We start from the raw sequence: 21,338 nt of genomic DNA on the forward strand, positions 1-21,338 counted from the left end.
GGCAGGCATAAAAAAGGCCGCTTGCGCGGCCTTGGTTGTCAGTAGGAAAACATCAGTGATGCTTCACCGGATGGGCATGTTCCAGATCTTCAGTCTTTTTACTGAAGCGGCGGCGAACCACCACGAAGAACACCGGTACGAAGAAGATAGCCAAGACGGTAGCTGTCACCATCCCACCCATTACGCCGGTACCTACCGCGTTCTGAGCGCCGGAGCCTGCGCCGCTGCTGATAACCAGCGGCATAACCCCGAGGATAAAGGCCAGTGACGTCATCAGGATTGGACGCAGACGCATACGTACCGCTTCCAACGTTGATTCGATCAGCCCTTTACCTTCTTTATCCATCAGGTCCTTGGCGAATTCCACGATCAATATCGCGTTCTTCGCCGACAACCCAATGGTTGTCAACAGGCCTACCTGGAAGTAAACGTCATTTTCCAGCCCGCGCATGGTCGCGGCCAACAGGGCACCGATGACGCCCAGTGGCACAACCAACATAACGGAGAACGGAATCGACCAGCTCTCATACAGAGCAGCCAGACACAGGAACACCACGATCAGTGAGATGGCGTACAGTGACGGAGCCTGGTTACCGGACAGACGTTCCTGATAGGACATACCGGTCCAGTCATAGCCGACGCCGTTTGGCAGTTTCGCCGCTAACTCTTCCATCATGTCCATCGCTTCACCGGTACTCTTACCCGGGGCAGCCTGGCCAAGGATTTCCATTGATGGCAGACCGTTGTAACGTTCCAGACGCGGTGAACCGTACTCCCATTTCGCCGTGGAGAAGGCGGAGAACGGAACCATCTGCCCGGTGCTACCTCGCACATACCAGTTATTGATATCATCAGGCAGCATACGGAACGGAGCATCAGCCTGTACGTACACTTTCTTCACACGACCGCGGTCGATAAAGTCGTTCACATACGAGCCGCCCAGTGCGGTGCCGAGAGTGGTATTAATATCGCTCAGGGAAACACCCAGCGTCTGTGCTTTCTCCTGATCGACGATCAGTTTGAACTGAGGCGTGTCTTCCAAGCCGTTCGGGCGTACGCCGACCAGCAAATCAGGATGCTCTGCCGCCATGCCCAACAGCTGGTTACGTGCTGCTGTCAGTTTTTCGTGACCCAGGTTAGCCTGATCGATCAACTGGAAGTCGAAGCCGGTCGCCGTCCCCAGTTCCACAATCGCTGGCAGGTTAAAGGCAAATACCAAGCCGTCTTTAATCTGCGAGAAAGCTCCCATTGCACGGGCAGCAATTGCCGGCACCTTGTTCTCTTCACCTTTACGCTCAGACCAGTCTTTCAGGCTGACAAACGCCAAACCGGTGTTCTGACCCTGGCCGCTGAAGCCGAAGCCATTAACGGTGAACACCGAGTTAATGTTGTCGCCTTCTTTCTCGTGGTAGTAACGGTTAACTTCGTCCAGGACTTTCTGGGTACGTTCCTGAGTGGCACCCGCTGGCATTTGCACCATGGTCAGCAGGATGCCCTGGTCTTCGTCCGGCAGGAACGAGGAAGGCAAGCGCATGAACAGCACCGCCATACCAACCACGATCAGCAGGTAGATCACCAGATAACGCCCGGTGCTACGCAAAATGTTCGCTACGCTATCGGTATAATGGTGGGTGCTCTTTTCAAACAGGCGGTTGAACCAGCCGAAGAAGCCGGTCTTGATGCCGTGATCGCCTTTCGGGATCGGTTTGAGCATGGTGGCACACAGCGCTGGCGTCAGGATCAACGCCACCAATACCGACAGCACCATGGCGGAAACGATGGTAATCGAGAACTGGCGATAGATTGCCCCGGTTGACCCACCGAAGAAGGCCATCGGGATAAATACCGCTGACAGCACCATGGCGATACCCACCAATGCGCCCTGGATCTGTTCCATCGATTTCTTGGTGGCTTCTTTTGGCGGCAGGCCTTCTTCAGCCATGACACGCTCGACGTTTTCTACCACCACGATGGCGTCATCCACCAGCAGGCCTATCGCCAACACCATGCCGAACATCGTCAGGGTGTTTATCGAGAAGCCAAACATTGCCAGGATGGCGAACGTCCCCAGCAATACTACCGGCACGGCGATCGTTGGGATCAGCGTAGCGCGGAAGTTCTGCAGGAACAGATACATCACCAGGAACACCAGGATGATCGCTTCAATCAGGGTTTTTACCACTTCGTTAATGGAAATCTTAACGAATGGGGTGGTGTCATAAGGGTAAACAACTTTCAGACTTGCAGGGAAGAACGGTTCCAGTTTGGCCAGTTCTGCCTTGACTTCTGCCGCCGTGTTCAGGGCGTTGGCACCGGTTGCCAGCTTGATACCGATACCGGCAGCAGGCTTACCGTTATAACGGGCAATGACGTTGTAGCTCTCACCGCCCAGTTCAACCTTGGCCACATCACTCAGGCGTACCTGCGAGCCGTCCGGGTTGACTTTCAGCTGGATCTTGCTGAATTCTTCCGGTGAGGTCAGGCGGGTTTGCGCGATGATCGAGGCGTTCAGCTGTTGGCCTTTCACCGGTGGAGTCCCACCGAGCTGGCCTGCAGCAACCTGGTTGTTCTGAACCTTGATCGCAGCGATAACATCGCCCGGGGTCAGTTGGTAGTTGTTCAGTTTGTTGGGATCAAGCCAGATACGCATCGCGTACTGGGCACCGAACAGTTGAACGTCACCCACACCAGAGGTACGGCTGATAGGATCCTTGATGTTGGAACCTACATAGTCCGCGATATCCTCTTGCGTCATGCTGCCATCTTCGGAAATAAAGCCCGCGACCATCAGGAAGCTGCTGCTTGACTTCTCAACGCTAACGCCCTGTTGCTGTACTTCTTGTGGCAGCAGCGGCATTGCCAGCTGCAGCTTGTTCTGTACCTGTACCTGAGCGATATCAGGGTCAGTACCAGAGTTGAAGGTCAACGTAATCTGGACGTTACCGGACGAGTCACTGTTGGAGGACATGTACAGTAGGTTATCGATACCGTTCATATTCTGTTCGATAACCTGCGTCACGGTATCCTGCACCGTTTTGGCGTCAGCGCCCGGGTAGTTGGCGGAGATCGTGACTGCTGGTGGCGCAATGGTCGGATATTGCGCGATAGGCAGCTTCATGATCGACAAGATGCCCGCCAACATAATGATGATGGCGATTACCCATGCAAATATGGGGCGATCTATAAAGAACTTAGCCATGTATTACCGGCTCCTTTTTATGACTTCTTCTCGGGTTCAGACGCAGTCTGTGGCTTGCTATCAACTTCTTGCGCTTTCACCTGAACGCCAGGTCTGATTTTCTGCAGGCCAGAAACAATGACGCGATCGCCCGGTTTCAAACCAGCCGTCACCAACCACTTGTCGCCAATCGCCTGCGCGGCGGTCAGCGTACGCACTTCCACTTTATCGTCCGCACCTACAACCATCGCGGTAGCTTCGCCACGCGGGTTACGGGTGACACCCTGTTGCGGAACCAGCAAGGCATCGGTACGCACGCCTTCGTCCAGACGGGCGCGCACGAACATACCTGGCAGCAAGGCATCGTTCGGGTTAGGGAAGATGGCACGAATAGTGATGGAACCGGTGGTTTCATCAACGGTCACGTCGGAGAATTCAAGCGTACCTTCTTGCGCATATGCCTGGCCGTTTTCCAGCAGCAGTTTCACTTTGGCCTTGCCGTTTTCCTGTTTCAGGGTGCCGTTAGCCAATTCCTGTTTCAGGCGCAGATAGTCGTTGCTTGACTGGGTCACGTCGACATACATCGGATCCAGTTGTTGCACGGTAGCCAGCGCATTGGCCTGACCGGAAGTCACCAGCGCCCCTTCGGTTACCGATGAAAGACCGATACGACCAGAGATTGGGGAAGTCACTTTGGTGTAAGCCAGGTTGATACGCGCGGTTTCCACTGCGGCCTTGGCAGCGATCACGGAAGCGTTAGCCTGCAGCAGGGTGGAGTTGGCATTATCGAAGTCTTGCTTACTGATGTAGCTAGTACCCAGTAAAGGCTTGTAACGGTTGACCGTCAGACGCGCGATTTCTGCCGCGGCCTGGGCTTTGGCCAGGTCGCCTTTGGCACTGTCATAAGCGGCTTGATAGGTCGCTGGATCGATTTGATACAGTGAAACACCCGCCTTGATGTCGCTGCCTTCAGTAAAGTTGCGTTTCAGGATGATGCCACTAACCTGAGGGCGAACTTCGGCGATGCGGTATGCTGCGGTACGACCAGGAAGATCGGTAGTAATATTGAGAGGTTCAGCCTTCAACGTCACCACACCCACGGCAGGAGCCTGGTGTTGGGCCTGTTGCTGGGTTTCTTTATCATTACATCCTGTAAGCACTAAGCTGCCTGAAAGCATCAGAACTGCCGCCAGAGGCGTTAACCCTCTGTTTTTGTTCATAGAAAAACCTCAAGTGTCCGATTTCAAATTGATCAATGGATCACAAGCTTTAAAACCCATTGCTGCGTTAATTTTATCTGCGTGCTATGGTACATACATTCGCGAATGTATGTAAATCACACTCCCTGTAAAAAACAACAGCATGGCACGAAAAACCAAACAGCAGGCGCAAGAAACACGACAGCAGATCCTTGACGCTGCGGTGAGGGAATTCTCTGAACGTGGCGTATCAGCAACCTCACTGACAGATATCGCCACCGCTGCAGGGGTGACACGTGGTGCAATTTACTGGCACTTCAAGAACAAGGTAGACCTGTTTAATGAAGTTTGGGAGCTTTCAGAGTCGAAAATAGGCGACCTGGAGATAGAGTATCAGGCAAAGTATCCCGATAATCCACTGCGTATTTTAAGAGAGATTCTGATTTATATTCTGACCGCTACGGTCGATGACTGTCGGCGCCGGGCATTGATGGAGATCGTGTTCCATAAATGCGAATTTATTGGTGAAATGATGCCGTTACATGATGCTCGCAAGGTGCTTTACCTTGAAGGCTATGATCGTATCGAACGCGTTTTACGCAATAGTATGGATCACGGGCAACTCCCTGCGGATCTGCATACCCGCCGGGCCGCAATCATCCTGCGTGCATACATCACCGGCCTGATGGAGAACTGGCTGTTTATGCCGGAAAGCTTTGATCTCAAAGCCGAGGCGAGTATCTTGGTCGATAGCTTCCTAGAAATGGCGCAGCTTAGCCCTTCTTTACGTGTGAACGCGCCAGCCCGGTAGACCTCGATAAGGAGAATCCAAATGTCATCTCTGTTACTGATTGCCAACGGTGCGGCTTATGGCCATGAATCGTTGTTCAATGCGCTACGTCTGGCGATCACCCTGAAAGAACAGCAGCCCGCGCTGCAGTTAAAACTGTTTCTGATGTCCGATGCGGTCGTGGCGGGCATTGCCGGGCAGCAGCCGCGTGAAGGTTATCATCTGCAGCAGATGCTGGAGATTCTGACGGCGCAGCAGGTTCCGGTCAAACTGTGTAAAACCTGTGCCGATGCCCGTGGCGTCAGCCAACTGAAGCTGGCCGATGGCGTAGAAATTGGCACGCTGGTGGAATTGGCCCAGTGGACGCTGGCGGCGGAGAAGGTGCTGACTTTCTGATCCTCTTGTGGTTCATTAACTGCAATGCTTTTCTTATTCATCGCCGACCTGCGATCGTGATAACCTTGACGCTTGATGGTTAAACCGACGCTAAATCATGAGTCGCAGGCGTATTCTCCCCGTAGTACAAACTGTTTCCCTGTCTTACGCTGCGGGCCAATTCCGCATTATTACGCTATGGTTTTTGTTGTTGGCGGCGCTGGTTCTGCCTTTGGGCGCGTTCGCGGCACAGAGCGGCGACCTCCCTGCGCGCAGTGACATTCAGAGCCAGATAGAGGCGCTGAACAAACAGAAAAACCTGACGCCGGTCGAAAAGCTCTCTCTACAGGACTTAAATCGCACGCTGGAACTGCTTGACGGCATCGATCGTATCAAGCAAGAGGTCAATCAGCTTAAACAGCAGGTTCAGCAGGCCCCGGCCAAGTTACAACAGGTCACACGGGAACTGGAGTCGCTGAAAAATCCGGCTGATGAAGCGGTGACGCGAGCCGAACTGCTACCGCTTTCACTGCGTCAGTTGGAAAGCCGCCTGTATCAGACGTTGGACGAACTGCAGGACACCCAGGAAAGCCTCTCCACCTACAACAGCCAGCTTATCTCACTGCAGACCCAGCCAGAGCGCGTACAGAGCAGTATGTACACGGCTTCCCAGCGCCTGCAGGAAATCCGTAACCTGCTAAGCGATCGCGCACCGGGGCAGCAGGTATTACGCAGCACCCAGCAGGTCATGCTCAATACGGAGCAGGTGTTGCTCAATGCTGAGATAGACCTGCAACGCAGAAGCCTGGATGCCAACACTACGTTACAAGACCTGCTCCAGAAGCAGCGCGATTACACCACCATGAACATCGATGCCCTGGATCACCGAGTGCAGGTGTTGCAGGATGTGGTAAACAGCAAACGGCTGACGCTGTCGGAAAAAACGGCGAAAGAGGCGCAGAATCCGGAGGATGCCAGCGATATCCAGAGCGACAAACTGGTGAGCAAAGAGCTGAACATCAACCGGCAAATCAGCCAGCGGCTGATCACCGCCACGCAAGAAAGTAATACCCTGTTCCAGCAAAATATTCAGGTGAAAAACTGGCTCGATCGTGGCCTGCAATCGGAACAAAACCTGAAAGAGCAGATCCAGGTGCTGAAGGGCAGCCTGGTGTTATCGCGCATTCTTTATCAGCAGCAGCAAAACCTGCCGCCGGGCACATTGGTGGCGGACATGAGCACCCAGATCGCGGATTTACGGTTGGAGCAGTTTGAGATCAACCAGCAGCGCGATGAGCTGTTCAAGGGCGATGACTTCATCAATAAGCTGGTGGCGGACAGTAAGGAAAAGGCCAACGGCGACGTGCTTGACGCGTTGAATGAGATTGTCGACATGCGTCGTGAGCTGCTCGATCAACTGAATAAACAGCTCAATAACCAACTGTCGCTGGCCATCAACCTGCAGATTAATCAGCAGCAACTGACCAGCGTTTATAACTCGGTACAGGACACGCTGACCCAGCAGATTTTCTGGGTTAACAGCAACAAGCCTATCGATTTCGCTTGGCTCAAGGGGCTGCCTGGTGCGGTGAAAGAACAACTGGCCGGGCTGGATTTTAAATTCGAACCCGGACAACTGCTGTTGGGCGGGCTGCATGCTCTGGTGTTCCTGATCCCATTGCTGGTAGTGATTGGCCTACTGCGCTGGCGCTACCGCCTGATTGACAGGCATCTGCAAAAGTTGGCCAACGATGTCGGCCAGCTAAAGCGCGATAGCCAACTGCATACGCCGAAAGCCATTCTGCTCACCTTATTAAAGGTGTTACCGGGTTCTTTACTGCTGCTCGGTGCCGGGTTCTGGTTCTATCGGGCCGATTTCAGCATCAGCGGCTTTATCTGGGCCCTATCACAACAGCTGGCGCTGTTCTGGCTGGTATTTGGCTTCACCTTCCGCATGCTGGCCCCCGGAGGTATCTCGCAGCGACATTTTAATATCCCGGCCGATCGCTGTGCGCACTATCGCCGACAGACCTTCAGGTTGGGACTTGCCCTGTTACCACTGATCTTCTGGTCAGTGCTGGGCGAAAAAGCCCCGCTGAGATTGGTAGAAGATGTTATTGGCCAGGTGGTAGTGATCCTGACATTGGCGCTATTAGCGGTACTGGTGTTCCCCATCTGCCGCGACCATTGGCGTGAAAAAGACTCCCATAAAGTGCGGTTGCTGATGGTCACCGCGCTGGCTGCCACACCGGTGATCCTGCTAGGGCTGATGTTTGCCGGTTACTTCTATACCACGTTACGTTTGGCTGGCCGTTGGATCGATAGCCTGTATCTGTACTTCCTGTGGATTATCGTTTATCTGGCAGCGATCCGTGGCCTGAGTGTAGCCGCGCGTCGGTTGGCCTATCGCCGTGCCCTTGCGCGCCGCCAAAACCAGGCCAAAGAGAAAGAGGGAGCCGAAGGTAACGAGCCGGTAGAGGAACCCCCACTGGCGCTGGATCAAATCAACCAGCAGTCGCTGCGTTTGACCACCATGGTGCTGTTTCTGATCTTCGCCAGTGCGTTTTATGCGATATGGTCGGATCTGGTCACGGTGATCTCCTACCTCGACAGCGTTACCCTATGGCATTACTCCAGCAACGTGGCGGGCAGTGTGATACCGCAGGCGGTAACGTTGGGCAATATGATGGTGGCCGTCCTGGCGGTGATCGTCGCTTACGTCATGACGCGCAACCTGCCGGGGTTGCTGGAAGTGCTGGTGTTATCCCGCCTGCAGTTGCGACAGGGGGCGTCTTACGCCATTACCACTATTCTGACCTATCTGATCACGGCGGTGGGGACCATCACCGCGTTAGGATCGCTGGGCGTCTCTTGGGACAAACTCCAGTGGCTGGTGGCGGCGCTGTCGGTAGGTTTGGGCTTCGGTTTGCAGGAAATTTTTGCCAACTTCGTTTCCGGCTTGATCATCCTGTTTGAACGCCCGGTGCGGATCGGCGATACCATCACCATCGGCACGTACTCCGGGACGGTCAGCAAGATCCGTATTCGTGCGACCACCATTACGGACTTTGACCGCAAAGAAGTGATCATTCCCAACAAAGCGTTTGTCACCGAGCGGCTGATTAACTGGTCACTGTCAGACACCATTACTCGCGTGCTGATTAAAGTGGGAGTGGCCTATGGCTCCGATCTGGACAAGGTCAAGGCGGTGCTGTTGCAAGCGGCGCATGAAAACCCGCGCGTGATGACGGATCCTGAGCCGATGGTCTTTTTCCTCAACTTTGGTGCCAGCACGCTGGATCATGAGCTACGGTTGTACGTGCGTGAGCTGCGCGATCGCAGCTATACCGTGGATGAACTGAACCGGGCGATTGACCGCCTATGCCGTGAGAACGACATTAATATCGCCTTCAACCAGTTGGAAGTGTACCTGCATAACCAGCAGGGCAACGAAGTGCAGGAGGTCAAGCGGGCGCAGGTTCCAGGCATCGGTGATCAACCTGCGGTGTAGGAACCTGATGATAACGCTAGCGGGCCATGATCATTGGCCCGCGGGCAAATACGGTGAGGTGATGCCTGCACGCTGCATCTTTTCCTGATAGTCTTTTCTGACAATGTCCAGCGCGGCCAGCGCCGTTGCCGGATCGATCTCGTTGCATTCCAGCAGGTAAATCAAGTCTACCGCCAGTTGTAATTCTGGGGAGGCATTCTCTAGCGACATAAGTCCAACGTTGGTGTGAGTAAAGGGATCTTCCCGTGTTTTAAACGCAGGAGAGACGAGATTGTGCTTTGGCTGAGTATAGTGAACCTGGCGCGGGGAGGGGAATAATCATTAAAATATTGTGACAAATATTCAAAAACCGTTTTCTTTTCGCTCAATACTGCGCTCTATGCGCGCCAACGCTTGCCGACAACGCACTAATCTGCCCTCGAATGCGGCCAGTTCCTGTTGTAATTTCTTCTGCGCGGCGAAGGTGGTTTGTTGCCCTAACAGACTTTCGCGGTCCTGGATCATGGCGATCAGGCGGCGTTCATAATCCTGATGTTCGGCGAGTTTATGGTACAAATCGACCACCGCCACTTCCTTCGGCTGATTTTTACGCCGTATCGTTTGGGTCGCCATTTCGCGTTGTAACGCGGTGAGCTGTGCCACCAGCTTTTCTGCCAGAAAGGCGACGTGAGCGGTACGGTTGTCTTTGACCGCCGTTTGTAGCTGGGCAAAGTTCTTTTGTATCTCGGCCAGATAATCTCGTAACCGCGTGCCGTGGTTGGAGAACAGGGCAACGTCAAACCGCGCCTGCGAGATCGGAGTATCACCTCGCGGTTGGATTTCGCTGGCCAGGGTGGCGATCTGTTGTTCAAGCGCCTGTAATAAGCGGTGCGTAGTCACGTGAGATCCTTCGATAGGCAGTAAGTACCTAAGCTTGCCCGTGAAAGAGAGATCAGACAAGCTTCGGATGGATAAAGCCGCCAACTGGCAGCATTATGGCCAAGGATGCTACAGTAAACGGGCCATCATGATAGGTAAGGACAGGCATGACTCGTTGGTTGTTGATTATACTGGGTTGGTTAGCCGTGGTGCTGGCAACGTTGGGCGTGGTGCTGCCACTGCTGCCAACGACCCCGTTTCTGTTGTTGGCTGCCTGGTGCTTTGCACGTTCTTCACCGCGGTTTCATCATTGGTTGCTGTATCGGTCCTGGTTCGGTTCTTATTTGCGCCATTGGCAACAGCATAAGGCGTTACCGCCCGGAGCCAAGTGGAAAGCGGTGCTGGTTATTGTAGTGACGTTTGCCGCTTCCCTCTGGTTGGTGAACCTTTGGTGGGTGCGAGGTGTACTGCTGGCGATCCTGGTTATTTTGCTGACCTTTATGCTCCGGCTGCCAGTTATTGACCTGCCGCAACAAAAACAACGCTGATCGTGCGGCGTCAGTTGCATTTATCCGCCTTTTTGCATAGATTTGGGCGTTTTCGTGCGCAGGTTTCCTCCCGACGTTTTTTTGTTCAAAGCGTGGTGGTTGCAGGCCTGTGTGGAAGTTATCAGGTAGTTTTATCAGGCAATAACTATGACCGCGACTGCGCAACAGCTTCAGTATATTAGAGACAGTATCAAAACCATTCCCGACTACCCGAAGCCGGGTATTCTGTTCCGTGATGTGACCAGCCTGTTGGAAAACCCGCTGGCGTATGCTTCCAGTATTGAACTGCTGGTCGAACGTTACCGCGATACGGGCGTCACCAAGGTGGTGGGTACTGAAGCGCGTGGTTTCCTGTTCGGGGCACCAGTGGCGTTGGCGCTGGGCGTTGGCTTTGTGCCGGTACGCAAACCGGGTAAATTGCCGCGTGCGACGCTGAGCGAAAGCTATGAGCTGGAATACGGCACCGACAAGCTGGAAATTCACACCGATGCCATCGTTGCTGGCGACAAAGTACTGGTCGTTGACGATTTGCTGGCCACCGGTGGCACGATCGAAGCCACCGCCACGCTGATCCGCCGTTTGGGTGGCGAAGTGACAGACGCGGCATTTATCATCAACCTGCCGGACCTCGGGGGCGAAACGCGCCTGAATAATCTGGGTATTAATTGCTACTGCCTGCTCGACTTCGCCGGGCATTGATACCTTCGATAGACAACCCCGTGGTTCGCTGCGGGGTTGACGTATAACAGCCACATCCCCGCGCGCTCTACTGCCTTCTATTTAGTACAGGCTGGCGAAACCGCTGACGCCGAAGCCTTTGTACGCGAGCTGGCACAACGAGTGCCCGAACACGGAGACGAACTAATGACGATCGCACAACAGCTGGAGCAGAAAGGCAGAATTGCAGGTCGAGAAGAGGGCCGAATAGCTGGGCTTGAAGAAGGACGTGAAGAAGGCCGCGAAGAAGGTGTTCTGCTAGGTAAGCTGGACGTCGCTCGTAGCCTACTCAAAATGGGCATGGCTCGTGAGGCCGTGCTTGAGGCAACGGGTTTGACCGAAGACGAGCTGGCCCAGATTCGTCACTAAAACTTTAACGGCTGGCGTTCGTTGGCCGTTTCAACTCGATAGCTCTTCCCTGTCAAACACAGTATAAATTCTTTCAGGTGGTTAACCTTCGCCAAGGTGTTTTCCTGTCATTGACTGGCCACCAAGCTCGCGTCTGGCAGGCATGATGCAAAGTTATAGGAATGACGGCGGGCGTACTGTTACACTAAAGTGTGAGTGGCCATCGGACGATAAAGGGTATCGGTTCAACCTCGGTACCCAGCAGGCCGCCCACATGGCAATGTCCTCGACGTTGTGATGTACTACTTGGGTTGAAATTACTCCATAAATCAGTGATGAAGTCTTAATGAGCTATCAGGTTCTTGCCCGTAAGTGGCGCCCCCAAACGTTTGCAGAGGTTGTCGGACAAGAGCATGTCCTGACGGCGCTGGCTAATGGCCTCTCTCTGGGGCGGATCCATCACGCCTATCTGTTCTCCGGCACGCGCGGCGTGGGTAAAACCACCATTGCGCGGCTGCTGGCCAAAGGTTTGAACTGCGAAACAGGCATCACCGCGACGCCCTGTGGCCAATGTGATAACTGCCGTGAAATTGAGCAGGGGCGCTTTGTCGATCTGATCGAGATCGATGCCGCCTCCAGAACCAAAGTGGAAGATACTCGCGATCTGCTCGATAACGTGCAATACGCCCCGGCGCGTGGCCGTTTCAAGGTTTACCTGATCGATGAAGTTCACATGCTCTCGCGCCACAGCTTCAATGCGTTATTGAAAACGCTGGAAGAGCCGCCTGCGCACGTCAAGTTCCTATTGGCAACCACCGATCCGCAGAAGCTGCCGGTCACTATTCTTTCCCGCTGCCTGCAATTCCATCTTAAAGCGATGGACGTGGAACAAATCCGCACCCAGTTGGAAACCGTCTTGCTGGCAGAGCACATCACCAGCGATGCCCGCGCGTTGCAGCTGTTGGCACGCGCCGCCGATGGCAGTATGCGTGATGCCCTCAGCCTGACCGACCAGGCGATTGCCATGGGGCAGGGGCAGGTGACGACCGACACCGTCAGCCAGATGCTGGGGACGTTGGATGATGAGCAGCCGCTGGCCATCCTGGAAGCCCTGGTGAGTGCCGACGGTGAAAAAGTGATGGCGCAGGTCGCCCAGGCAGCGTCACGCGGCCTGGATTGGGAAAACCTGCTGGTGGAGACGCTGGCGCTGCTGCACCGCATTGCGATGGTGCAACTGCTGCCCTCGGTGCTGGACAACCATTACGCTGCGATTGAGCAGCGGTTACGTGAGCTGGCGCGTACCCTGCCGCCAACGGACGTACAGCTTTATTATCAAACCTTGCTGGTTGGCCGCAAAGAGCTGGCCTATGCGCCGGATCGCCGTATGGGCGTTGAGATGACCCTGCTTCGCGCGCTGGCGTTTCACCCCAAAGCGGTGATCCCAGAGCCGGTGGCCATGGTGCAGATCGCGCCCGCACAGCCACAGGGGAATATGGCCGTTGCGCCACCTTCACCCTATCCGGATGCCCCGCCTCCCTTAGGGCAGGCTGCGTCGCCGCAGAATACTCAACCAACCAATTTACCGGATGCTACCGCGCAATTACTTAAAGCGCGAACCCAGTTGCTGCGGCAACAGGGGGCATCTACCGCAAAAAAGAATGAGCCGGCGGCGCCAGGAATAGCGCGGCCGGCTAACTCGGCACTAGAGCGTTTAGCCTCGGTAACCGAACGCAGCCAGAAGCGTCAGGCCGAAAAGATCGTGACGGAGAAGTCGGCCAAGCCGGAGGCCTATCGCTGGCGCGCGCTTACCGAACCTGAAGCCGCGCCGGAACCGCTGGCCACGCCAAAAGCGTTGCGCACTGCGCTCGAACATGAAAAAACGCCTGAGCTGTCGGCTAAACTGGTGGTTGAGTCCATCGAGCGCGATCCTTGGGCGGCAGAGATCGACCAGCTAAAAATACCGAAACTGGTGCAGCAACTGGCGTTAAACGCCTTTAAGCAGCAACTGGCTCCGGACAGCATTTGTCTCCACCTGCGGTCTTCGCAGCGTCATCTGAATTCGCCTTCGGCGCAGAAGACGCTGGCGCAGGCACTCAGTGAGTTACATGGCCGCACGGTTGAACTCAGCGTGGTGGAAGACGATAATTCGGCGGAGCGGACTCCGCTGGAGTGGCGGCAAGCCATTTATGAAGAAAAACTGGCGCAGGCTCGCCAGTCCATCGTTGCGGATACCAATATCCAGACCCTGCGTCGGTTCTTCGATGCAGATCTGGATGAAGAGAGTATTCGCCCTATTTAACGCGGCGCACGGTGCGCGGCCAATGCTATGAGAGACGACTATGTTTGGTAAAGGCGGTATGGGTAACCTGATGAAGCAAGCCCAGCAAATGCAGGAAAAGATGCAGCAGATGCAGGAAGAAATTGCCAAATTGGAAGTGACGGGTGAATCCGGGGCAGGCTTGGTGAAAGTGACCATCAACGGGGCACATAACTGCCGCCGAGTAGAAATCGACCCAAGCCTGATGGAAGACGACAAAGAGATGCTGGAAGATCTGATCGCTGCCGCTTTCAATGACGCAGCACGTCGCATCGAAGAAACCCAGAAAGAGAAGATGGCGTCGGTTTCCAGCGGGATGCAGTTGCCGCCAGGCTTTAAGATGCCGTTCTGATGCAAACCAGCCCGCTCCTTGAATCATTGATGGAGGCACTGCGCTGCCTGCCGGGCGTTGGCCCGAAGTCGGCGCAGCGTATGGCGTTCCAACTGCTGCAGCGCGATCGCAGCGGTGGTATGCGGCTGGCACAGGCGCTGACCCGTGCCATGTCGGAGATCGGACACTGTGCCGATTGCCGTACCTTCACCGAGCAGGATACCTGCACCATCTGCAATAATGTACGCCGCCAGCAAAACGGCCAGATTTGCGTAGTGGAGAGCCCGGCGGATATTCACGCCATCGAGCAGACCGGCCAGTTTGCCGGGCGCTACTTTGTGCTGATGGGCCATCTGTCACCGTTAGACGGCATTGGCCCAGGCGATATCGGCCTGGATCGGCTGGAGCAACGGCTGGAGAAGGAAACCATCACTGAAGTGATCCTGGCCACCAACCCAACGGTGGAAGGAGACGCCACGGCTAACTACATCGCCGAGATGTGTGGCCAATATGGCGTACTTGCCAGCCGCATTGCCCACGGGGTTCCGGTGGGTGGTGAACTGGAAATGGTGGATGGCACCACGCTGTCGCACTCCCTGGCCGGACGCCACGCGATCAAATTCTGATGATTCTGTACGGGGCAGTCCTCTGTCCCGTAATCCGTTGACAAAAAATTCCCCGCCAGTCGCTTGAAAAACCACAGAGTTAACCCCATTTGATCCTCATTGCATGATTTGGTCATTACTGTCTTTGAGGTAATCAATGAGTATGAAAGGTCAAGAAACCCGTGGGTTCCAGTCTGAAGTCAAACAACTGCTTCATTTGATGATCCATTCGCTGTACTCCAATAAAGAAATCTTCCTGCGTGAGCTGATCTCCAACGCCTCCGATGCGGCGGACAAACTGCGTTTCCGCGCGCTTTCCAAGCCGGAACTGTATGAAGGTGATGGCGAGCTGCGTGTGCGTCTGTCCTTCGACAAAGAGAAGCGCACCCTGACGATTGCCGATAACGGCATCGGCATGAGCCGCGAAGAAGTGATCGAAAACCTGGGGACGATTGCCAAATCGGGTACCAAGGCCTTCCTGGAGTCTATCGGCTCCGACCAGGCGAAAGACAGCCAACTGATCGGTCAGTTCGGCGTGGGCTTCTACTCGGCGTTCATCGTGGCGGACAAAGTCACCGTACGTACCCGCGCGGCCGGTGCTGCGGAAGATCAAGGGGTGTACTGGGAGTCTGCCGGTGAAGGTGATTACACCATCGCCGATATCAGCAAGGCCGATCGCGGCAGCGAAATTACCCTGCACCTGCGTGAAGGCGAAGACGAATACCTCGACGGCTGGCGTCTGCGCTCGGTGATTGGCAAATATTCCGATCACATTGCACTGCCGGTAGAGATCGAAACCAAGAATGAAGAAGACGGCACCGTCACCTGGGAGAAAATCAACAAGGCGCAAGCGTTGTGGACTCGCAGCAAAGCCGACGTGACCGAAGAAGAGTACAAAGAGTTCTACAAGCACATTGCCCATGACTTTACCGATCCGCTGAGCTGGAGCCACAACCGGGTGGAAGGTAAGCAGGAGTACACCAGCCTGCTGTACATCCCGGCCCAGGCGCCGTGGGATATGTGGAATCGCGATCATAAACACGGCCTGAAGCTGTACGTTCAGCGCGTGTTTATCATGGATGACGCCGAGCAGTTCATGCCGAACTACCTGCGCTTTGTGCGTGGCCTGATCGATTCCAACGATCTGCCGTTGAACGTTTCGCGTGAAATCCTGCAGGACAGTCGTGTTACCCAAAACCTGCGTGGCGCGCTGACCAAACGCGTGTTGCAGATGTTGGACAAGCTGGCCAAAGACGACGCGGAAGCCTACCAGAAGTTCTGGCAGCAGTTCGGTATGGTACTGAAAGAAGGGCCAGCGGAGGACGGCGGCAACAAAGAGGCCATCGCCAAACTGCTGCGCTTTGCTTCTACGCACAATGACAGCTCGGCGCAAACCGTCTCGCTGGAAGAGTACGTTGGCCGCATGACCGAAGGTCAGGACAAGATTTACTACATCACCGCCGACAGTTATGCCGCTGCCAAGAGCAGCCCGCACTTGGAGCTGTTCCGCAAGAAAGGCATCGAAGTCCTGCTGCTGTCTGACCGCATCGATGAGTGGATGATGAGCTACCTGACCGAGTTTGACGGTAAGGTGTTCCAGTCGGTCAGCAAAGCGGATGAAGCGCTGGATAAACTGGCGGATGAAACCGAAGAGCAAAAAGAAGCCGAAAAGCAGCTGGAGCCGTTTATCGAGCGGGTCAAGACGCTGCTGGGTGAGCGCGTGAAGGACGTGCGTCTGACGCACCGCCTGACGGATACCCCGGCCATCGTCACCACCGATGCCGACGAGATGAGCACCCAGATGGCCAAACTGTTTGCCGCTGCGGGGCAGGCTGCGCCGGAAGTGAAGTATATCTTCGAGCTGAACCCTGAGCATGCGTTGGTCAAACGCGCATCCGATGTGGGCGATAACGAACAATTTGCTGAATGGATCGATCTGCTGTTGGATCAGGCCCTGCTGGCAGAGCGTGGTACGCTGGAAGATCCAAACCAGTTTATCCGCCGCATGAATAAGCTGTTGTCCGCTTAATCAGCAAAATACGCCCCAGACCTTAGGGTTTGGGGCGTAATATCTTCTATTCCCGTCAAATTTTTCTCCTGCTTGCCTCGTTTCAGCCCGATCTTTCCGCAACCGATTTCCTCTCGCTACCTTGAGCCACCCCCCTCAGAAATGGTAAGGTTGAGTGTTTTCGAAATTTAATAAAAACTCAAACCCGATAGACTTCCGGCCGCGGCCCGAAGAATGAAGGGAAATACATAGCAAGGGGATTTACGCAATGCGTATCATTCTGCTGGGCGCTCCAGGCGCTGGTAAAGGCACTCAGGCTCAATTCATCATGGAGAAATACGGCATTCCGCAAATCTCCACGGGCGATATGTTGCGCGCAGCCGTTAAGGCCGGTTCTGAGCTGGGCAAAAAGGCGAAAGAAATCATGGACGCCGGCAAGCTGGTGACCGATGAGCTGGTTATTGCGCTGGTCAAAGAGCGTATTACCCAGGAAGACTGCCGTAACGGTTTCCTGCTGGACGGTTTCCCACGCACCATTCCACAGGCCGATGCGATGAAAGAAGCTGGCATTAAAGTGGATTACGTGCTGGAGTTCGACGTGCCGGACGAACTGATCGTCGATCGTATCGTTGGCCGCCGCGTGCATGCGCCATCTGGCCGCGTGTACCACATCAAATTCAATCCGCCGAAGGTAGAAGGGAAAGACGACGCCACCGGCGAAGAGCTGACCACCCGTAAAGACGATCAGGAAGAGACCGTGCGTAAGCGCCTGGTGGAATACCATCAGATGACCGCGCCGCTGGTGTCTTACTATCATAAAGAAGCCGAGGCGGGTAATACGTCTTACCACAAGATCGATGGCACCCGTAAGGTGACGGAAGTGAGCGCTGAGCTGGCGGCCATTCTGGGCTAATCGGTGTCAAGGCTGTAGAAAACGCTGGGCTTGCTGTTGCTGCCCGGCGTTTTTTTTTGCCGCTTCATGATAGCTTAAAGGTGCCACCGTTTCGTTCGACAGGAAGAGCCGCATGCCCAGGCAGACAAATTTTTTGCAAGAAGCGACCGCGCGCCAGATCGTGCAACGTGCGATGAGCATCATTCACCATTCGGTCAACGTGATGGACAGCAACGGTGTCATCATTGCTTCCGGCAACGCCTCGCGCCTGTATCAGCGCCACGAAGGGGCGGTATTGGCCCTGACCGAAAACCGAGTGGTGGAGATAGATGAGGCCACGGCACAACATCTGAAGGGCGTGCAACCCGGCATCAATCTGCCGTTCAGCTTTCGTAATCAACTGGTGGGCGCGATTGGGGTTTCCGGCGATCCGGCCCAGGTGCGAGCTTATGGCGAACTGGTAAAAATGGCGGCGGAGCTGATGGTGGAACAGGCTGCGATGCTCGATCAACATCAGTGGGAAAAGCGTTACCGGGAAGAACTGGCCAACCAACTGCTGCAAGGGCACAGTGAACCCGGTTCGCGCGAGGCGATGGCGGCCTATTTAGAGCTGGATCTGCAACAGCCACGCATTGTCTGGCTGCTAGAGCTGTATGAACCGCAGCCGCAGGTACTGAGAGGCTTGCTGGCAGAGCTGGAGATCACCCAGCGTGAGGCGCTGATCACCATGACCAGCTTTAATGAACTGGTGCTCTTGCGCCCGGCCTGTATGAAACAGGGTGTGTGGGACGTGCAGCAGGAGCGTAAGCTGGCCCAGCAGCTCCAGCATGAGATCCAGCAACGCTTTGGCCTGCGGTTGATCGTCGGGGGCTTTTACAGTGGTGAGGAGGGCGTCTATCGCTCCATCCAGACCGCAAGAGCAGTGCAAACCATGGCGCACCGTCTCAAACTGGTCCAGCACACGCTATTTTATGATGACTATCCGCTGCCCTCGCTGCTGTGCGATTTGGGGGAAGATTGGCGAGCCCAGGAGCTTTCACGGCCCTGGCGGCAATTGAGCGCTCAGGATGAAAAAGGGATGCTGAGAAACACGCTGCGCCACTATTTCAATCAGAATTGTGACCAAACCAAGACTGCGGCACAGTTGCATATTCACGTTAACACCCTGCGTTACCGCCTGCAGCGCGTAGAAAAAACGACTGGCCTGAAGATCAATCAATTGGCGGACGTCTTGCAACTGTATATCGGGATGTTGATGCAGGATTGAATTGTGTGAATGCACAAAATAGCGTTGTTTTTTACTCTTTTGTTTGTGTCTATCTCTAAAGAATTTCCGTTGTCGGCAGGGTATGGTATTCACTAACCGATGCAGTGGCATCCTCTGAAGATTAAGGCACTGTCGATGAACACCCTACAGAAAGTGGTAATTGCCCCCGACTCCTTTAAAGAGAGCCTGAGTGCTCAGGGTGTCGCAGAAGCGATCGAGCGTGGTTTCCGGCAAATCTACCCGCAAGCTCACTACGTTTTGCTGCCTATGGCGGACGGAGGCGAAGGCACCGTTGATGCGATGGTGGCCGCTACCGGTGGGGAAATCATCAATGTGCAGGTAAGCGGGCCGCAGGGCAAACCTACTGCAGCATTTTATGGTCTGCTGGGGGAAGGGAAAACCGCAGTGATCGAAATGGCAGCCGCATCCGGGCTGCATCTGGTGGCGGGGGACGAACGCGATCCGTTAGTGACCAGCAGCTTTGGTACCGGCGAGCTGATCCTGGCGGCACTGCAACGCGGTGTAGACTCGATCATTTTGGGGATCGGCGGCAGCGCAACCAACGATGGCGGGGCGGGCATGATGCAGGCGCTGGGCGCTAAGCTACTCGACCAGCACAATCAAGAATTACGGCCCGGTGGCGCGGCGTTGGCGCAACTGGCGCATATCGACCTCAGTCAGTTGGATCCCCGCTTGCAGCAGGTGAAGATCACGGTAGCCTGTGACGTGGATAACCCGCTGTGTGGCGATCACGGGGCTTCAGCGATCTTCGGCCCACAAAAAGGGGCCACGCCGGAGAAGGTGCAGCAACTGGACAAGGCATTGCATCATTACGGTACGCTCCTGGAGCAGACCACCGGGCGCAAGGTCATGCAGGTGCCAGGCTCAGGTGCTGCCGGGGGCATGGGAGCGGCATTGATCGGTTTTCTGGCGGCAGAACTGCGACCAGGCATCGAAATCGTGATCGAAACGCTGCATCTGGAAGATGCGGTACGTGATGCAGACCTGGTGATCACTGGTGAAGGGCGGCTCGACAGCCAGTCGATCCACGGCAAAACCCCGATCGGCGTTGCGCGGGTAGCCAAGCGCCACCAATTACCGGTGATTGCCATTGCCGGTAGCCTGTCAAAAGACTATCAGGTGGTGCATCAACACGGCATCGACGCCGCTTTCTCGGTGATCGATCGCATCGTGACGCTGCCAGAAGCGCTGGTGGACGCGGCACATAACCTGGAAGTCACGGCGCGCAACGTAGCTGCCGTCTGGCAGCTGGCGCAAAAATAACCCCCGTTTTACCTGTTGCTGATATAGGTTCCGGTCCGGCGCTTTTCCGTTACAATAGACCGCATGAGTGGCTGTTAATACGCTGAGAAATAACAGGGTATTTGCCGGGAAGGACAAGGGGATCGGAATGAAGCAAGAGAAACACGGGGTATTGCTGGTGAATCTGGGGACGCCAGAGGCACCTACCCCGCAGGCGGTAAAACGCTATCTGAAAGAATTTCTCAGTGACAACCGGGTGGTCGACACTGCGCCGCTGATCTGGTGGCCAATTCTTAACGGCATCATTCTGCCGATCCGTTCACCGCGTGTGGCAAAGCTTTATCAATCTGTCTGGATGGACGAAGGTTCACCGTTACTGGTCTACAGCCGCCGCCAACAGCGGGAGCTGGCGGCGCGTATGCCGAATACCCCGGTGGAACTTGGCATGAGCTACGGATCACCCAGTCTGGCACAGGCGATCGATAACCTATTGGCACAGGGCGTGACCAATTTGGTGGTGTTGCCGCTGTATCCGCAATACTCGTGCTCGACCAGCGCCGCAGTCTGGGATGGTGTTGCGCGGGTGCTGAAAGGCTATCGCCGCCTGCCATCGATTGGCTTTATCCGTGACTATGCCGAGCACCCAGCGTATATCCTGGCCTTGCAGCAAAGCGTTGAGCGGGCGTTCGCCGAACACGGTAAGCCTGACCGCCTGGTGATGTCGTTCCACGGTATTCCCAAACGCTACGCCACGCTGGGTGATGATTACCCGCAACGCTGCGAAGATACCTACCGCGCGTTGGCGGCAGCCATACCGCTGGCCCCAGATCGGGTGATGATGACCTACCAATCGCGCTTCGGTCGGGAGCCCTGGCTGACGCCGTACACCGACGAAACCCTGAAGAGTCTGCCAGCGCAAGGCGTGAAGCATATCCAACTGATCTGCCCCGGCTTTTCTGCGGATTGCCTGGAAACGCTGGAGGAGATCAAAGAGCAGAACCGCGAAATTTTCCTGGAGGCGGGTGGCGAGAAGTTTGAATACATTCCGGCACTCAATGATGACGCCGCCCATATTGATATGATGCAACAGCTGGTGGGGCAACGGCTGTAATCAAGCCGGTTTTTCACCGC

17 protein-coding genes, 1 pseudogene and 1 other annotated feature are annotated in these 21,338 nt (G+C 55.2%); of the genes and pseudogenes, 14 read left to right on the top strand and 4 right to left on the bottom strand.

Going from position 1 to position 21,338, the window contains the following annotated elements; translation table 11 throughout:
• Nucleotides 1–52: 52 nt before the first annotated feature.
• On the bottom strand, nt 53–3,199 hold the full coding sequence (gene acrB, locus AC6HVW_RS06470; protein WP_071683002.1) for a multidrug efflux RND transporter permease subunit AcrB: 3,147 nt from the start codon (nt 3,197–3,199) through the stop codon (nt 53–55).
• Nucleotides 3,200–3,216: 17 nt separating this feature from the next.
• Nucleotides 3,217–4,398, bottom strand: a complete 1,182-nt coding sequence (gene sdeX, locus AC6HVW_RS06475) for a multidrug efflux RND transporter periplasmic adaptor subunit SdeX (RefSeq protein WP_021180133.1) — start codon at nt 4,396–4,398, stop codon at nt 3,217–3,219.
• Nucleotides 4,399–4,540: 142 nt separating this feature from the next.
• Between sdeX and acrR the strand changes: the two genes are divergently transcribed.
• The 3 genes from acrR (at nt 4,541) to mscK (ending at nt 9,053) form a co-directional block, all read left to right on the top strand.
• The gene (gene acrR, locus AC6HVW_RS06480) at nt 4,541–5,188 is read left to right on the top strand and encodes a multidrug efflux transporter transcriptional repressor AcrR (protein ID WP_021180132.1); all 648 of its coding nucleotides are present in this window, start codon (nt 4,541–4,543) and stop codon (nt 5,186–5,188) included.
• Nucleotides 5,189–5,209: 21 nt separating this feature from the next.
• Nucleotides 5,210–5,563, top strand: coding sequence for a DsrE/DsrF/TusD sulfur relay family protein (locus AC6HVW_RS06485; RefSeq protein ID WP_071683001.1), 354 nt, complete (start codon nt 5,210–5,212; stop codon nt 5,561–5,563).
• Nucleotides 5,564–5,660: 97 nt separating this feature from the next.
• Nucleotides 5,661–9,053, top strand: a complete 3,393-nt coding sequence (mscK, locus tag AC6HVW_RS06490) for a mechanosensitive channel MscK (protein ID WP_186486958.1) — start codon at nt 5,661–5,663, stop codon at nt 9,051–9,053.
• 30 nt (nt 9,054–9,083) lie between these two features.
• Here mscK and rsmS read toward each other — a convergent pair whose 3' ends face one another.
• Both rsmS and priC read right to left on the bottom strand, forming a co-directional pair.
• On the bottom strand, nt 9,084–9,263 hold the full coding sequence (gene rsmS / locus AC6HVW_RS06495) for a pleiotropic regulatory protein RsmS (protein WP_021180129.1): 180 nt from the start codon (nt 9,261–9,263) through the stop codon (nt 9,084–9,086).
• 132 nt (nt 9,264–9,395) lie between these two features.
• Nucleotides 9,396–9,932: a primosomal replication protein PriC gene (gene priC / locus AC6HVW_RS06500; RefSeq protein ID WP_021805457.1), complete on the bottom strand. Its 537-nt coding sequence runs from the start codon at nt 9,930–9,932 to the stop codon at nt 9,396–9,398.
• A 146-nt stretch (nt 9,933–10,078) separates the two neighbouring features.
• Here priC and AC6HVW_RS06505 point away from each other — a divergent pair, with 146 nt between their 5' ends.
• The 11 genes and pseudogenes from AC6HVW_RS06505 (at nt 10,079) to hemH (ending at nt 21,318) form a co-directional block, all read left to right on the top strand.
• Nucleotides 10,079–10,459: a DUF454 family protein gene (locus AC6HVW_RS06505; RefSeq protein WP_021805456.1), complete on the top strand. Its 381-nt coding sequence runs from the start codon at nt 10,079–10,081 to the stop codon at nt 10,457–10,459.
• Nucleotides 10,460–10,606: 147 nt separating this feature from the next.
• On the top strand, nt 10,607–11,158 hold the full coding sequence (gene apt, locus AC6HVW_RS06510; protein WP_021180126.1) for an adenine phosphoribosyltransferase: 552 nt from the start codon (nt 10,607–10,609) through the stop codon (nt 11,156–11,158).
• A 42-nt stretch (nt 11,159–11,200) separates the two neighbouring features.
• Nucleotides 11,201–11,545: pseudogene (locus tag AC6HVW_RS06515) on the top strand (Rpn family recombination-promoting nuclease/putative transposase); the annotation flags it as partial.
• Nucleotides 11,546–11,870: 325 nt separating this feature from the next.
• Nucleotides 11,871–13,823, top strand: coding sequence for a DNA polymerase III subunit gamma/tau (gene dnaX, locus AC6HVW_RS06520; RefSeq protein WP_071682999.1), 1,953 nt, complete (start codon nt 11,871–11,873; stop codon nt 13,821–13,823).
• Nucleotides 13,156–13,220 (top strand) — a sequence feature (DnaX frameshifting element). Its footprint overlaps the gene before it by 65 nt.
• Before the next feature lie 40 nt (nt 13,824–13,863).
• The gene (locus AC6HVW_RS06525; RefSeq protein WP_021180123.1) at nt 13,864–14,193 is read left to right on the top strand and encodes a YbaB/EbfC family nucleoid-associated protein; all 330 of its coding nucleotides are present in this window, start codon (nt 13,864–13,866) and stop codon (nt 14,191–14,193) included.
• The gene (recR, locus tag AC6HVW_RS06530; protein WP_024484410.1) at nt 14,193–14,798 is read left to right on the top strand and encodes a recombination mediator RecR; all 606 of its coding nucleotides are present in this window, start codon (nt 14,193–14,195) and stop codon (nt 14,796–14,798) included. The genes AC6HVW_RS06525 and recR overlap by 1 nt, the downstream gene beginning before the upstream one ends.
• A gap of 142 nt (nt 14,799–14,940) precedes the next feature.
• Complete coding sequence (htpG, locus tag AC6HVW_RS06535; protein ID WP_037375256.1) at nt 14,941–16,806, top strand: molecular chaperone HtpG; 1,866 nt, start codon at nt 14,941–14,943, stop codon at nt 16,804–16,806.
• 247 nt (nt 16,807–17,053) lie between these two features.
• Nucleotides 17,054–17,698, top strand: a complete 645-nt coding sequence (gene adk / locus AC6HVW_RS06540) for an adenylate kinase (protein WP_021805452.1) — start codon at nt 17,054–17,056, stop codon at nt 17,696–17,698.
• Nucleotides 17,699–17,810: 112 nt separating this feature from the next.
• Nucleotides 17,811–18,944 carry a sugar diacid recognition domain-containing protein gene (locus tag AC6HVW_RS06545; RefSeq protein WP_024484411.1) on the top strand — a complete coding sequence of 378 codons (1,134 nt, stop codon included), beginning with the start codon at nt 17,811–17,813 and terminating at the stop codon, nt 18,942–18,944.
• 135 nt (nt 18,945–19,079) lie between these two features.
• A complete protein-coding gene (locus AC6HVW_RS06550) occupies nt 19,080–20,228 on the top strand; it encodes a glycerate kinase (protein ID WP_071682998.1) in 1,149 nt (382 codons plus the stop codon).
• Nucleotides 20,229–20,355: 127 nt separating this feature from the next.
• Nucleotides 20,356–21,318: a ferrochelatase gene (hemH, locus tag AC6HVW_RS06555; RefSeq protein ID WP_021805449.1), complete on the top strand. Its 963-nt coding sequence runs from the start codon at nt 20,356–20,358 to the stop codon at nt 21,316–21,318.
• Nucleotides 21,319–21,338 lie beyond the last annotated feature (20 nt).

It is taken from the genome of Serratia sp. NCCP-200 (genome assembly GCF_059697885.1).